At 70.4% G+C, this 15,218-nt stretch carries 11 protein-coding genes; 9 read left to right on the top strand and 2 right to left on the bottom strand.

Annotated elements, in window-relative coordinates; genetic code table 11:
- The first annotated feature begins 69 nt into the window (after positions 1–69).
- The 3 genes from AB7M35_RS14740 (at position 70) to AB7M35_RS14730 (ending at position 5,839) form a co-directional block, all read left to right on the top strand.
- Positions 70–1,314 (top strand): metallophosphoesterase family protein, encoded by a 1,245-nt coding sequence (locus AB7M35_RS14740; protein WP_453961056.1) that lies wholly within the window; start codon positions 70–72, stop codon positions 1,312–1,314.
- 4 nt (positions 1,315–1,318) lie between these two features.
- Complete coding sequence (locus tag AB7M35_RS14735) at positions 1,319–4,810, top strand: AAA family ATPase (RefSeq protein ID WP_453961054.1); 3,492 nt, start codon at positions 1,319–1,321, stop codon at positions 4,808–4,810.
- A 99-nt stretch (positions 4,811–4,909) separates the two neighbouring features.
- A complete protein-coding gene (locus AB7M35_RS14730; protein ID WP_453961052.1) occupies positions 4,910–5,839 on the top strand; it encodes a lipid kinase in 930 nt (309 codons plus the stop codon).
- Positions 5,840–5,884: 45 nt separating this feature from the next.
- On the opposite strand, the gene AB7M35_RS14725 is transcribed toward AB7M35_RS14730, so the two are convergent.
- Complete coding sequence (locus AB7M35_RS14725) at positions 5,885–6,892, bottom strand: CaiB/BaiF CoA transferase family protein (RefSeq protein WP_453961050.1); 1,008 nt, start codon at positions 6,890–6,892, stop codon at positions 5,885–5,887.
- Positions 6,893–7,117: 225 nt separating this feature from the next.
- On the opposite strand from AB7M35_RS14725, the gene AB7M35_RS14720 reads away from it, so the two are divergent.
- Entirely contained in the window at positions 7,118–8,470 is a 1,353-nt protein-coding gene (locus AB7M35_RS14720) for a hypothetical protein (RefSeq protein ID WP_453961048.1), read from the top strand.
- 10 nt (positions 8,471–8,480) lie between these two features.
- Here the strand turns inward: AB7M35_RS14720 and AB7M35_RS14715 are convergent, their stop codons facing one another.
- On the bottom strand, positions 8,481–9,296 hold the full coding sequence (locus AB7M35_RS14715; RefSeq protein ID WP_453961047.1) for a helix-turn-helix domain-containing protein: 816 nt from the start codon (positions 9,294–9,296) through the stop codon (positions 8,481–8,483).
- Between the two features lie 164 nt (positions 9,297–9,460).
- Here AB7M35_RS14715 and AB7M35_RS14710 point away from each other — a divergent pair, with 164 nt between their 5' ends.
- The 5 genes from AB7M35_RS14710 (at position 9,461) to AB7M35_RS14690 (ending at position 15,215) form a co-directional block, all read left to right on the top strand.
- Positions 9,461–10,399, top strand: coding sequence for a DUF6282 family protein (locus tag AB7M35_RS14710; RefSeq protein WP_453961045.1), 939 nt, complete (start codon positions 9,461–9,463; stop codon positions 10,397–10,399).
- A gap of 179 nt (positions 10,400–10,578) precedes the next feature.
- Positions 10,579–12,576: a TRAP transporter permease gene (locus AB7M35_RS14705; RefSeq protein WP_453961043.1), complete on the top strand. Its 1,998-nt coding sequence runs from the start codon at positions 10,579–10,581 to the stop codon at positions 12,574–12,576.
- 37 nt (positions 12,577–12,613) lie between these two features.
- Positions 12,614–13,600 carry a fumarylacetoacetate hydrolase family protein gene (locus AB7M35_RS14700; RefSeq protein ID WP_453961041.1) on the top strand — a complete coding sequence of 329 codons (987 nt, stop codon included), beginning with the start codon at positions 12,614–12,616 and terminating at the stop codon, positions 13,598–13,600.
- Between the two features lie 71 nt (positions 13,601–13,671).
- Entirely contained in the window at positions 13,672–14,703 is a 1,032-nt protein-coding gene (locus AB7M35_RS14695) for an NAD(P)H-quinone oxidoreductase (protein ID WP_453961038.1), read from the top strand.
- Between the two features lie 50 nt (positions 14,704–14,753).
- On the top strand, positions 14,754–15,215 hold the full coding sequence (locus AB7M35_RS14690; RefSeq protein ID WP_453961037.1) for a MaoC family dehydratase: 462 nt from the start codon (positions 14,754–14,756) through the stop codon (positions 15,213–15,215).
- Positions 15,216–15,218: the final 3 nt, after the last annotated feature.

Raw genomic sequence — 15,218 nt, 5'->3', positions numbered from 1 at the left:
CGCGGGCCCGACGGCCGATCTTCGGGGGCGATTCTGCATCCGCCCGTTCGCCCCGACCGAGAGCCGCCCGTGTCGTCCTTCAAGTTCCTGCACACCGCGGACCTGCATCTCGGAACGCCGTTCCGCGGGCTCGCCGTGAAGGACGCCGCCATCGCCGACCGCTTCGCCGAGGCGACGCGCACGGCCTTCTCCAGCCTCATCGCCCGGGCACTGGAGGAGAAGGTCGACTTCGTCGTCATCGCCGGCGACATCTACGACGGCGAGTGGAAGGACAACACGATCGGCCTGTTCTTCAACCGCGAGATCGCCCATCTCGACCGCGCCGGCATCCCGGTCTTCCTGCTGAGGGGCAACCACGACGCGGAAAGCGTCGTCACCCGGTCGATCACCCTGCCGGTCTCCGTTCATGAATTCGGGACCCGCAAGCCGGTCACCTTCCGGCTCGACCACCTGCAGGTCGCCCTGCACGGGCAGGGGTTCGCCGAGCGCGCCGCCAGCGACAATCTCGCGCTCACCTACCCCGCCCCCGTTCCCGGCTGGTTCAACATCGGCGTCTTGCACACGTCCCTCACCGGCCGCCCGCCGCACGCCGTCTACGCCCCCTGCTCCACCGACGATCTCGCCAGCCGCGGCTACGACTACTGGGCGCTCGGCCACGTGCACGACTTCGAGATCGTCTCCCGCGATCCGGCCGTCGTGTTTCCCGGCAACATCCAGGGCCGCAGCATCCGCGAGCGGGGCCCGAAGGGCGGCGTCGTCGTCACGGTGGAAGACGGGCAGGTCGCCGCCATCGACCGGCTGCTGGTCGACGAGGCGCGCTGGGAGGGCGCGACCGTCGACGTCACCGACGTGGCGTCGCTTGCCGACGTGCCCGTCCGGGTGCAGGCCGCCCTCGGCGATCTCGTCGGAGAGGCCGACGGCCGTCTCCTCGCCCTGCGCCTCACGCTCACCGGCACCACCGATCTCCGCCGCGACATGATCGCCGGCCGCGCCCGGCTCGCCGACGAGGTGCAGGCCGCCTGCCACCGCCTGCACGAGGACATCTGGCTGGAGAAGCTGGACCTGCGGCTGAGCCCGCCCGCCGCCGCGCCGCGCCTTGCCACCGCCGAGGCCGGCCTCGATCTCGACGCTCTGCTGGACGCGGCCCTTGCCGACCCCGCCGCCCTCGAGGAGGCTGAGCGCGTCATCACCGAGATCGCCGCGAGGCTGCCCGGCGGGCTCGGCACCGCCGATGCGCCCCTCGACGTCACCACCGCGGACCTCCTGGCCGAGGCGCGCGAGCTCCTGATGGCCCGGGCCATGGGGGGGCGCTGAGCCGATGCGGTTCGAACGCCTGTCGCTGCTGCGCTACGGCGCCCTCGCCGACCGGGAGATCGTCTTCCGGCCTGGCGCGAAGCTGCACGTGGTCTACGGTCCCAACGAGGCGGGCAAGAGTTCCGCGCTCGCCGCCATTTCCGACCTGCTGTTCGGCTTTCCCCACCTCACCGCCTACGACTTCCGCCACGACAGCACGGCGCTCCGAGTCGGCGCGACGCTGGTCTCCGGCAGCGGCGAGCGCCTGTCCTTCCGCCGGCGGAAGGGCCGCAAGGCCACCCTCATCTCCGACAGCGACGACGAGAGCGAACTGCGCGACGACGCGCTGGCGCCCTTCCTCGGCTCGCTCACCCGCGACGTGTTCGAGCGCGCCTTCGGCCTGGATTCCGAGCGTCTGCGCCAGGGCGCCGACGACATGCTGAAGAGCGACGGCGAGCTCGGCAGCCTGCTGTTCTCCGCCGCCTCGGGGCTGGCCGGCCTGACCACCCTCAAGACGTCGCTGGAGGACGAGGCCGGCGCCATCTTCGCGCCACGCAAGTCGAAGGACCGGCGCTTCTACCAGATCCTCGACCGCCACGAGGCGGCCCGGAAGGCCGAGCGCGAGAGCGAGCTGCGCGCCACCGACTGGAAGGCCCTCAACACCGCCATAGACGACCTGCAGGCCCGCTACGACGCGCTCGCCGCCGAACGCACCACCGCCCGCCGCGCCGCCGCCCGGCTGGAACGCCTGCGCCAGCTGCGCCCGATCGTCGCCGAGATCGACGCCGACGAGGCGGCGCTCGCGTCCCATGCCGACCTGGCCTGCCTGCCCGCCGGCCACGCGGCGGCGCTGGAGGAGTGCCTCGCCACGCTGGAGCGCGCCGCGGCGGCGCTGGAGCGCGCCGAGGATCAGGCCCGCCGCCAGGCCGATGCGCTGGGGCGGGTCGAGGTGGACGAGCGCCTGGTCGCCCAGGCCGAGGAGATCTTCGCCCTCATCCGCGAGTCCGGCGACCACGAGTCCAAGCTGCGCGACCTGCCGCGCATCGAGGCCGAACGCGACAACTACGACGCGGAGTTGCGCCAGTACGCCGACCGGCTGGGCATCGCCGACGCGGACCTGGAGGGCCGGCTGCCCACCGATGCCGTGCTCGCCGACCTGAAGTCCCTGGTCGAGGAAGGCCGCCGCCTCGCCGCCGCCGCCTCCGGCCTCGACGACCAGATCACTGAAGCCCGCGCCGAGCTGGACGAGGTCCGCGCCCGCCGGCCGGCCGGCGCGCTCAACGACCCCAAGCCCTGGCGCGACCGGTTCGCGGCGCTTGCCCCCGACATCGCCCCGCTTGCCCGCCGCGACCAGCTCGAGGCCGACCGCCGCGCCCTCCACCGCGACCTCGAGGCCCGCCTCGCCCGCCTGTCGCCGCCGGTCCCCGACCTTGACCGCCTCGCCGCCACCCCGCCACCCCAGCCGGACACCCTGCGCCGGGCCCAGGAGGCGTTCGCGGGCGTCGACGCCGAGCTCGCCGCCCTCGACCGCCGCGCCGCCGAACTCGCCGACGAACTCGACCGGCTGGACCGGGAGATCGCCGCCGCTGAGCAGGCGGGCCCGGTCCCCTCCCGCATCGGCATCGCCGAGGCACGCACGGCCCGCGACACCGCCTTCGCGGGGCTGGCCGACATCGTCGAGGGCCGGACCCCGCTTCCCGCCCCCGCCGAGGCCGCCGGGAGGGTCGCCGACGCGACCGCCCTGACCCGGGCGGCCGACGCGGCGGCCGATGGCGCGCTCGCCGACGCCACCCGCCTGCACGAGCAGGAGACGCGCCTGCGCACCCGGGCCGACGTGCGCAATAACGCGCAGAAAAGCGCAAAAAAGCGCAGCGAAACGGAATCCGCGCGCGCGCGCATCGAGGCCGACTATCGCGCCCACTTTTCGGCCCTCGGGATCGAGCCGGAGGCCCCGCAGCGGATGCTCGACTGGCTGCGATCGGTCGAGGACATCCTCGCATTGCGCCGCCAGGCCCAGGACCTGGAAGACGGGCTCACGGGGCTCGACGCGGCGGCCGCGCGCCTCCGCCCCGCCCTCCAGGCGATTGCCACCGGCGCCGGTCTCGACGACGCCGGCGACCTTCCCGTTCCTGCGCTCGCCCGCGCCATCGAGGCCCGGCTCGCCGAACGCGCCGAAGACTGGAGCGAGCGGCGCGCCCACGCGGTGCAGACGGAGGACCGCGAACGGCGCCTGGGTTCGCTCACCGACAAGCGCGCCGCGGTCGCGGAAACCGAGGCGGACTGGGCATCGCGCTTCCGCGCCGCGCTCGCAACCGTCGGCCTCCCCGAGACCGCCGGGCTGGAGCGGACCGCCGCCACCATCGCGCTCTGGGAAAAGGTGCCGGACATCCGCCGCGAACGCGCCAACCGCGCCCGGCGCGTCGACGGCATGCGGCGCGACATCGCCCGCTTCGAGGAGCGGGTATCGGCCCTCGTCGGCGAAGCCGCCCCGGACCTCGCCGGCCTGCCGGCCGCGCACGCGATCGAGGCCCTCTCCGAGCGCACCCAGGGCGCGCGCACCGCGGACGCCCAGCGGCGCAGCGCGCAGGCAGCGCTCGCCGACGCGCAGGCGGAGCTTGCGCGCGCGCGCGACGCGCACGCCGCCGCCCTCGCCGACCGGGACCGGCTGGTCGCCGCGGCGCCCGACGGCATGGCACCCGCCGAGTTGCTACGCCGGCTACGTATCCGCGACGAGGTGGCGCTCAGCCTGGAAAAATGCCGGCACCGGCTCTCCGAGGTGGCGGTGGGCTCGGAGGAGGACGCGGTGCGCCACGAACTCCGCGACTTCGACCCCGAGCAGGCGGCCATCGAGGTCGCGACGCTGGAGCGCGAGGAAGCCCGCATCGACCAGGACATGAACGAGGTCTTCGCGGCGCTGTCGGAGCGGAAGCGGGAACGCGACCGGCTGGACGCCGCGGCCGGCGCCGAGCGCGCCGCCTTCGAGCGGAACATGGCCGAGGCAGAAATCCTGGAGGCGGGCCGCGAATGGGCCGTCCTGAAGCTCGCCTCCGCCCTGCTCTCGGCCGCCATGGACCAGCACCGCCAGTCCCAGGACGACCCGCTGATGGCCCGGGCCGGCCGGCTGTTTTCCACCCTCACCGCCGGATACTTTGCCGGCATCGCCCAGCAGTTCGGCAAGGAGGACAGACCCGAGCTGGTCGGCATCCGGGCCTCCGGCGAGCGGGTGGCAATCCCCGGCCTGTCCGACGGCACCCGCGACCAGCTTTACCTGGCGCTGCGCCTCGCCTTCCTGGAGGACTACGCCGCCCGCAACGAGCCGGCCCCCTTCATCGGCGACGACATCTTCCAGACCTTCGACGACGCGCGCACGGCTGCCGGCCTGACGGCGCTTGCCGAGGCAAGCGAAACCGTCCAGCCGATCCTGTTCACCCATGCCCGCAGCGTCGTGGAGATCGCCCGCAGCGCCCTTGGCGACGACGCGGATATCATCATGATCGACGGCCAGACGACCCCGTGACCGGCCTGGCCGCGCGGCGCGGCGAATAAGGCGCGACAGCGCAGAGACGAATGCGCGTTTCGTGCGTTGTCCCGCAGACCCCGCGACAAGGACGCAGCAATGGAAGACGCCGATCAGAGCCGGACAGCGCTGCTGCTGCTCAACCCGAACGCGCGGCGCGGTGCCGAGCCGATCGACGACGCGATCGCGCTCCTGCGGGACAGCGGGATCCGGCTGATCGAGCCCGAGACCGAGGACCGCAAGGACATTTCCGCAGCGATCCGCGCGCACGCGGACGAGGTCGACATGGTGATCGTGGGAGGCGGCGACGGCAGCCTCAACGCGGCCACGGCAGGGCTGGTGGAAGCCGGCCTGCCGCTCGGCATCCTGCCGCTCGGCACCGCCAACGATCTGGCGCGGACGCTGGAGATCCCCTTCACCGTCGTGGACGCAGCGCAGATCATCATCGACGGGGAGACCCGCGCGCTCGATCTCGGCATCGTCAACGACTACTACTTCTTCAACGTCGCCAGCATCGGCTTCAGCGCCAAGCTCGCCCGCGTCCTCACCTCCGACGACAAGCGCCGCTTCGGAAAGCTGGGCTATGCCCTCTCAGCCATGAAGCTGGTGACGCAGAGCCGGCCCTTCACGGCGGAGATCGAGCACGACGGCCACGTCGACACCGTCCGCACGCTGCAGATCTCGGTGGGCAGCGGGCGCTACTACGGCGGCGGCCTGGCGGTGGACGAGGAGGCGGAACCCGACGACGGACGGCTCGACGTCTACAGCCTGGAGATCGAGCACTGGTCGGAACTGCTGGCGCTGCTGCCGGCGCTCAAGACCGGCACCCAGAAGCGGTGGAAGAACGTCCGCACCTTCGGCACGACCGAGCTCACCGTGCGGACCAAGCGGCCCCTCGATATCAATGCGGACGGCGAGATCCTGACGACCACTCCCGCCCACTTCTCCCTCCGGCGCCAGGCGGTCACGGCGTTCGTGCCGAAGGAGACCGACGGCGAGGGACTGTTCTCGCTGGGCGGACGCACCTGATAGGTCGGAAACCCGTGGATCGGCGCGCGGGCACGCCGACAGAGATTACCTGAGCGGCCGAAACCGGGGTGCCGGCGACGGCTGCACCGCCCAGTCGGCGGTCATGAAGCAGTCGCTGAGCTGAGGATGCGCCCGCGCCTCGTCCATCGAGAGGACCGGCGTGACGCAGGCGTCCACCCCTTCGAAGGCCGCCACCCAGTCCGCCTGGGTGCGGGTGGCGAAGATCTCCTCCAGCCGTCGCGCCATCTGCGGCCACGCATCCCGGTCCCACTGCTTTTGCAGGAAGTCCGGCTCGGCCCCAACGGTCTCGATGAACGCCTTGTAGAAGGCCGGCTCGAGCGGGCCGACCGCCATGAAGCGGTCGTCCGCCGTCCGGTAGACGCGGTAGAACGGGGCCCCGCCATCGAGCATGTTGGCCCCGCGCCCGCCGCTCCACCTGCCCCGCGCCATGCTGCCGTGGACGAACGTCGCCAGATGGGTGGTGCCATGGACCATCGCGGCATCGACCACGATCCCCTCGCCGGTCTGGCGCACCCGCATCAGCGCAGAGACGATCCCGAACGCCAGGTACATGCCGCCGCCCCCGAAATCGCTGACGAGGTTCAGCGGCGGCGTGGGCTCCCGGTCCGGGTGACCCATCAGGCTCAGCAGTCCGGTCATGCCGAGATAGTTGAGATCGTGGCCGGCCATGTGCGCCATTGGGCCTTCCTGGCCCCACCCGGTCATGCGCCCGTAGACGATGCGCGGATTGACCGCCGCCACGTCGTCGGGACCGAGCCCGAGCGCCTCCATCTTGCCGGGCCGGAAACCTTCGATCAGCACGTCCGCCGCGGTGAGCAGGTCGAGGGCCGCCTGTCGTCCCTCACCGGACTTCAGGTCGAGGCCCCGCACCTCCCGACCGCGTTCCATGAACCGTCCGTCGCCGCCCGGATCTCCGGCGCGTCCGATGCGCGTGACGCTGGCGCCCATGTCGGCCAGCAGCATCGCCGCGAACGGCGCCGGACCGAGACCCGCGAACTCCACGACCGTCACCCCGTCCAGTGGCCTGATCAATCGGATCTCCCTTGAAGATCGGCGCGGCAAGCGGGCATCGGCCCGGGTCCGGCATGGAAACGCGTATCGCAGCGGTGGTCGGGCCCACGCGGGGGCGGACCGGCGCAAGCCGGCTTGCCAGCATCCCGGCAGGTTGCTACGCCCGTATCATTCCGCGGACAGTCCGATGTGACCAGCCCCCCGTCATCACAACCCATTGCGCCCGCCGGCGGACCGGCCACCTCGGTGGCCGCTATCCTGATCCTGGCGGTAGCCGTCCTCGTCTTCGTCGACATGATGACCGGGCTGCACGGGCTTTCGCTCGCGGCCCTGGCGCTGGTGCTCGTCTTCATCCTGATGGGCTGGCGGCGGCTGCGCACCAACACCCGCGTGCTGCTGGTGATGGCGCTTGCGGTGACGGTCGTCTACGTCGTCGCGCACGGATCGTTCGACCAGTTCCTCCTGTCGGCAAGCCGCGCCATGTATCTGCCCGCGCTGATCGCGGTGATGACGCTGCTGCGCATCGCCGCCCAGCGCTCGTCGATGATCAGCCGGGCCGGCTACTACGTGGTCGACCAGCCACCCTCCCGCCGCTTCCTGCTGCTGGCCGGCGCGGGGCACCTGTTCGGGATCCTCCTGAACATCGGCGGCTTCCTGCTCCTGATGAACATCGCGCAGCAGACGCGAAAGGCCTCCAACGCCCCTCCCGAGGTCGACGCCATCCAGGAGCGCCGCATCACGACCGCGGTCGTGCGGGGGTTCGCGGCGACGATGATGTGGTCGCCGGTGGGCATCGCCCTCAACATCCTGCTGCCGATCCTGCCCGGTCTCTCCTGGGTCGACTACCTGCCCTACGGGCTCGCCACCACCTTCGTCTTCTGCCTGCTCGGCTGGGGGTTCGACCGGATGGAGCCCCGTCCCCGCGGGCGGATCCAGGCCAACTCGGGGCTCGGGTCGGCCTCCGCGCTGATGGGGCTCGTGGCCCTGATGGTCACCATCACCGGGTCGGCGGCGCTCGCGGAAACGATCCTCGGCATGCCGCTGCGCGCGGCGATCCTACTGATCGTGCCGTCGTTCGCGCTCGGCTGGGTGCTGCTGACCCGCGCGCCCGGCGAGACGAGCGCAAGCGCGGTGGGCTGGCTGGCGGCGGAGGCCGGCGTCCAGCTGCCGAACGCCGTCAACGAGATCTGCGTCATGACCGCCTCGGGCTACCTCGGCATGGTAATCGCCACGCTGGTTCCCTCCGACGACCTGCGGGCCGCGATCCTCTGGTCGGGGCTGGAAGGAGGGACGCTCGCGGTCGCCATCGGGGCGACGATCGTGGTCACCTCGTTCATCGGCCTGAACCCGATGATCCCCGGCACGGTGCTGGTCGCCTCGGTGGTCGCGGCCGGGCTGCCGATCTCCAGCACGCTGCTGCTGCTGGCCGTTCTCACCTCGTGGGCCGTCGCCCTGGTCACCTCGCCGATGACGTCGACCGTCGCGATCGCGTCCTCGGTGGTCGGCAAGCCGCCGTCGGTCATCGGCTTCCGCTGGAACGGCGCCTTCGCGCTCACCTTTTTCGCGCTCGTCTCGGTCGTCTTCCTCACGCTCGGCTGAGCGGCCCGGATCAGGCGGCGCCGATGGCGGCGGGGACCGTGCGGGTTCCGGGCACCGCCCGCGAGAGCCGGCGGAGATCCTCGGAAATTTCCACCGAGGTCGCCTGGAGGACGCCGACGTAACGGGCGCAGGCCTCGTCGGGGGAGGAGAAGGCCGACTTGAAATAGGTCAGCCCAAGGGTCGCCGCGACCCGCTCGTTCTCGGAATAGATCGGAACCGCGATGGTGTCGGAGTTGCGCGGCTCCACGTAGGCCGCGCGGGTGGCGAACCCGTCCCTGCGCACCCGGGCGAAGAGCCGCGCCACGCCGGCCGGGTCGTGGGCGAGGGCATTTTCAGGGTCGTCGGAGTGGCGCAGGATGTCGATGATGAGGTCCTGCTCGCTCGTCGGGGCGAAGGCGACGTAGGCCAGCCCGAGCGCCCTGGTGAGCAGCGGCAGGCGCATGTTGACGGTCTTGTGGAAGGGCGAGATCGGGCTGTCGGGAACGGTGGAGAACCGCACCACGACCGCATCCTGGTCGAGCAGCGTGATCGACACCGGCCACTGGTATTTCCGCGTGAGCGAGATCGCCCAGGCCCGGCCGGCCTCGACCACCAGCGGATCCTTGTGGAAGCCGGAGCTCAGCGACACGACGTGCCCGGTGATCTGGTAGCCGCCCAGCCGGGTGTCGTTCTCCACGTAGCCGAGCCCCTCCAGCGTCTTGAGGATGCGAACGAGCGTCGGCTTCGGCAGGCGCGTGGCCGCATGCAGCTGGGCGATCGATGTGTAGGGCTGCCGGTTGAGCTCCTGGAGCACCAGCATCGCCCGCTCGATGGAGCGAATGGACATGGAACGTCCTCCCGGGACACGCGGGCTTGGCACCCGCTTCTCGCACCATGTTATTTCGCCTGTCGAAACGGCGCCATCGTTTCGTTGTCTCGCGGCCGGGCAAGGACCTAAGCCACAGTGGGCATCACAGAACAGCCCACCAAGAAAACGGGAAAGGAAGCGCCGTGGGTTCCGACAGCAATCGCGAGGAAGTGCGTCGACTGATCGCCGACATCGACGACGGCGTGGTCGACGGCCTGATGCAGGGTGCCGTCGATCTGCACGTCCACTCCGGTCCGTCGATCATGGCCCGCCAGGTTGATCACTTCCAGGCGGTGGAGCAGGCCGCCGCCGCCGGCATGCGCGGCATCCTGTTCAAGGACCACCACTATTCCGTCGCGCCGTTCCTGCCGATGATGGAGCGGGTGCTGGGCCACCACGGGGTCGCGATGTACGGCGGCCTGGTGCTGAACAACTCGGCCGGCGCCCTCGACCCCTACGTGGTCGATTCCATCCTGAAGCACGGCGCAAAGCTGATCTGGATGCCGACGGCCCATTCCGCCAACCACATCCGCACCAATTTCCGCAAGTCGCGGCTCGCCGCCAACGTCCAGCTGAAGCCGCCGAAGGGCCTGACCGTCCTCGACGACCACGGCGAGCTGCTGGACGTCGTGAAGCAGATCCTCGATTCCATCGCAGAGTTCGACGCGATCCTCTCCTCCGGGCACCTCCACGTCTACGAGATCTGGAAGCTGTTCACCGAGGCGAAGGCACGCGGCGTGAAGCGGCTGATCGTCAACCACCCGATGTACGGTCTGCACTTCACCTACGACGACATCCGCGAGCTGGCCGAGTTCGGCGCCCTGATCGAGCAGTCGGCCTGCCTCTACGTGGATTCGCGCTTCAACGTGTTCACCCCGCAGGAGCTGAAGGAGCACATCCTGGCCGCCGGCGTGGAACACTCGTCGATCGGCTCGGACCTCGGACAGGTCGACAATCCGACCCCCGTCGAGGGCATGCGCCAGGCGATCAAGATGTGCCTGGCGCTGGGCTTCAGCGAGGACGAGGTCCGGCTCATGGTTCGCGACAATCCGGCGCGGCTCGTCGGCCTCGATATCGGATAGAGCCGCGCCGGGAAGGCGGGCAGCGGCTCGCCGTCCCAGGCTCAAGAGCGACCGGCGCGCCGCCTGACGGGTGCGCCGCGGACGCCGACAGACCGGGCTCAACCGGAGCCCCGCACCAAGCAAAGCAAAGACGTGGCCACCGGCGCCAAGCCGGTCAGGACCACCGGGAGGGCCACGACATGGACAAGGCGCAGGAGATCGAGGCCGCTCCCGAAATCGGGGCGCGAACGCCGACGGGACTGTCGCGCTGGCTGGTGCGCATCGCCGCCGGGCTCATCCTGGTGCTGGCGATCAACCAGAGCTTCAACCTCGGCTTCTTCGTCGGCGTGACGCTGATCGACCTGCGCTTCTACTACGCGATCATCGCGCTGGCGCTGGCATCGGTGTTCCTGCTCTACCCGTTCAGGGCCGCGCTCATCGGGCTGCCGCCGCGCTGGTACGACTGGGTGTTCGCCGTCGCGATCGTCGTGGTCTGCGGCTACTTCTTCGCCAACGCCTACAACATCAAGCTGCGCGGCTGGGAAATGGCCCCGCCGGAGATCGCGATCTATTTCTCGTTCGCGCTGTGGTTCCTGGTGCTGGAGGCCGGACGGCGTGCGGGCGGGCTGCCGCTGGCGATCATCGTCGCGATCCTCTCCTGCTACCCGATGTACACCGAGTACCTGCCGAACGTGATCGCCGGCTTCCCGTCGTCGGCCGGCTACACCGCCGCATACCACGCGATGGGCTCGGAGAGCATTCTCGGCATCCCGCTCAGGACGTTCGCCCAGCTGATCGTCGGCTTCATCGTGTTCGGCGCCGCCCTGCAGCAGACCGGCGCCGGGGCGTTCTTCATGGACATCTCGTTCGCGCTGCTCGGGCGGGTGCGCGGCGGACCGGCCAAGGTGGCGATCTTCTCGAGCGGCCTGATGGGCTCGATGAGCGGCAGCGTCATCACCAACGTGCTCACCACCGGCGTGATGACCATACCGGCGATGCGGCGGACCGGCATCCGCGGCACGTTCGCCGCCGGCGTGGAGACCTGCGCCTCGACGGGCGGCGTGCTGATGCCGCCGGTGATGGGGGCGACCGCCTTCGTCATGGCCAGCATGATGAACGTGCCGTACGCCGAGGTGGCGCTGGCCGCGGCGATCCCGTCGATCCTCTACTTCTTCGGACTGTTCGTGCAGATCGACTCGATGGCCGCGAAGGAGGGCCTGAAGGGGCTGCCGGCGGACGAACTCCCATCCGTCCGCCAGACCTTCAAGGAGGGCTGGTACTACGTCTTCGTCTTCGCGCTCCTGATCTACATGCTGCTGATCATGCGCCGGGAGGCGCTGGCGCCGTACTACGCCACGCCGCTGCTGATCCTTCTCAACCAGGTGTTCTCCAAGCGGCACCGCTGGGGCTGGGCCGAGGTCGGCCGCTTCTTCGACAGCCTGGGCGGGCTGTTCGCCAACCTGGTGGCCATCCTTGCCGCGGTCGGCATGATCGTCGGCGCGCTGTCGATGACCGGGGTCGCGGCGACGCTCGTCAACGACCTGCTCCGGGTGGCGGGCGGATCGCAGATCATGCTCCTGGTGATGGGGGCGATCACCGGGCTGATCCTCGGCGTCGGCATGACGTCGACGGCGGCCTACATCTTCCTCGCCATCCTGCTCGCCCCGGCGCTGGTCCAGGTCGGCCTCAACCCGATGGCCGTCCACATGTTCATCTTCTACTGGGGCATGCTGTCGTTCATCACGCCGCCGGTGGCGCTCGGCGCCTTCGCCGCCGCCTCCATCGCCAAGACGCCGCCGATGGCGACCGGCTTCGAGGCGATGCGGCTCGGCAGCGTGATCTACTTCATCCCGTTCTTCTTCGCCTTCCAGCCGGCGCTGGTGCTGCAGGGGCCGCTCACCGACACGATCATCGCGTTCGGTCTCGCGCTCGTCGGCATCTCGCTGTTCGCCTGCACCATCCAGGGCTTCGTGCCCGGGATCGGCGTGCTGTTCGCCGACCGCTGGTTCGGACGGCCGCTGCGCGCGGTGCTGTTCGCCGGGGCGATCCTGATCGCGCTGCCCGCCACCATCGTGCCGGGCTGGTCGGACCTCGACCTCGTCCTCCTGGCGGCCGTCTTCGTGCTGCCGATCCTGGGCTACGCCGCCTACCTCAATCACCACGTGAAGCTGAACGGGACCCCCGAGCGGGTCGCCTGAGCGCGCCCCCTCCGCACCCCGTTTTCTGGAGATCTGCATGAAGTTCGGAACGATCGTTCACCACGACAAGCCGGCCCTCGTCGCCGCCGACGGCGACAGGATCCTGCTGCTCGCCGATCTCTACGCGGCCGCCGGTTTCGCCGACGCCCCCCGCACCATGAACGATCTGATCGAGGGCGGAGCCGCCGAACTCGACCGCGCCCGCAAGGCGCTCACGGCGGCGGCCTCCGTCGCCCCGCTCGACACCGCGATCGACTGGCTGCCGCCGCAGCCGCGCCCGAGCAAGGTCATCGGGGTCGCCTTCAACAACATGGGCATCCGCAAGTCGGCCCACCGCGATCCGGGCGTCCCGAACTTCTTCTTCAAGGCGCCGTCGTGCCTGACGGGACACACCAAGCCGATCGTCATGGAAGAGCACTACGGCGAGACGATCCCGGAACTGGAGCTCGCCGGCGTGATCGGCAAGCGCTGCCGCAACCTCACCGTCGAGGAGGCCCGCGAGGCGATCTTCGGCTACACGATCGTCAACGACGTGACGTCGCACGGCCTCAAGTTCGGGCTCGATTCCATCGCCACCACCCGCGAGCCCGACCTGATCCGCCCGCACCATCTCGGCTGGCGGAACCTGCACGGCGACGACGACCGCGACGTCTACTTCGTCTACCACGCGCGCTCCAAGGCCAGCGACACGTTCGGCCCGATGGGGCCGTGGATCACCACCGCCGACGAGGTCGCCGACCCCAACGCGCTGGAAGTGAAGGGCTGGTTCGACGGCGAACCGTTCGCCATCGACAACACGTCGAGCTACCGGTTCAAGATCGAGGAGGTGGTCGCCGAGGCGAGCCGCTACTTTACCCTGGAGCCCGGTGACGTGATCTGCTTCGGGACCTCGGCCAAGGGCGTCGGCAAGTTTCCGAACGGCCATCGCTCGGTCAATCTGCACAAGCTGACCGGCGTCCTCGACATCGAGATCGAAGGCCTGGGCCGGCTGACCAGCCCGGTCGTGCACTCCTGGGAGGACTGAGCCCTGGACCGGACCCAGACGGAACGGGAAGCGGCGGCCGGCCGGCCGCTCCCAATCGAGGCGGTTGCCCCATGCGCGTGATCGAGATCAGCGAACCCGGCGGACCGGAGGTGCTGCGGCTTGTCGAGCGGGAGCGCCCGACACCCGGTCCGGGCGACGTCCTCGTCCGCGTCGTGGCGGCGGGCGTCAACCGACCGGATGTGCAGCAGCGCCGCGGGATGTACCCGCCCCCGCCCGGCGCATCGGACATTCCGGGCCTCGACATCGCGGGCCTCGTCGAAGCCGTCGGCTCCGGCGTGACGTCGCTGGCACCCGGCGATCCGGTCTGCGCGCTCGCCAATGGCGGCGGCTACGCCGACTACTGCTGCGTGCCGGCACCGCAATGCCTGCCGGTTCCCGAGGGGCTGTCATTCATCGAGGCCGCCTCGCTGCCGGAGGTCTATTTCACCGCCTGGAACAACCTGATCTGGCTGGCCCGCCTCGCCGAGGGCGAGACCCTGCTGATCCAGGGCGGGACAAGCGGCGTCGGCCTCGCCGGCATCCAGATCGCCCGGGTACTGCGCAATGCCACCGTCTACGCCACGGCCGGAACCGACGAAAAACGCGCGGTTTGCGTTGAGGTGGGCGCCGCGGCCGCCGTCGACTACCGGGGCGCCTGGGACGACGAGATCCGCGCCCTCTCGGGCGGACGCGGCGTCGACGTGATCCTCGACGCCCAGGCCGGCCCCTACACCCAGCGCCAGCTCGACCTGCTCGACTTCGACGGGCGGCTCGTCTTCATCGCCAGCCATCTCGGCCCGACGGCCGAGGTCAACATCCGCCAGATCGTCCGCCGGCGCCTCACCCTGACCGGGTCAACGCTTCGCCCCCGCGATGCCGCCTACAAGGGACGCATCGGCGCCGAACTGGTCGACCAGGTGTGGCCGCTCCTGTCGAGTGGTCGGATCGAGACGCGCATCCACGCCGTGGTGCCGTTCGAGGACGTGGCCGCTGCCCATGCGATCCTCGACGAGAACCTGCAGATCGGGAAAGTGGTCCTTTCGCTCGATCCGGATCTGGCGGCGTCGGTTCCCAAAGGCCCGGCCCGCACCGCCATCGCGTAAGACGGCGGGCAGCAACGACGGATGCGGCGCACGCGCGCCCGGGAGAGACCATGCTGACTGTCGACCGCCCCGCCGATCTCAAGGCCCATGCCGGCAGCTTCCTCGGCCAGTCCGGCTGGCGGCCGGTCACCCAGGCGGACATTTCCGCCTTCGCCGAGCTGACCGGCGACGACCACTGGATCCACGTAGACACGGCGCGGGCCGCCGCCGAGATGCCGGACGGCAAGACGATCGCCCACGGGCTCTTCCTGCTGGCGCTGGTGCCCCGCCTGCAACGGGAGCTCTATGCGATCCGCCATCGCGGCAGCGGTCTCAACTACGGTTACGAGAAGGTCCGCTTCCTGAGCCCGGTGCCCGTGGACAGCCGGATCCGGCTGGCGCTGACCCTCGTCGACGTGTCCGACCACCCGCGCGGAACCCGCATCGTCACCGCCTCCACCATCGAGCTGGAGCACTCCGAACGGCCGGCCCTGGTGGCCGATCACATCATCCTAGTCGCGGATCCGAGCTGACCC

Source organism: Amorphus suaedae, assembly GCF_053629675.1.
Note: the sequence above shows the minus strand (reverse complement) of the source record. Positions and strands in the feature narration are given on the sequence as shown.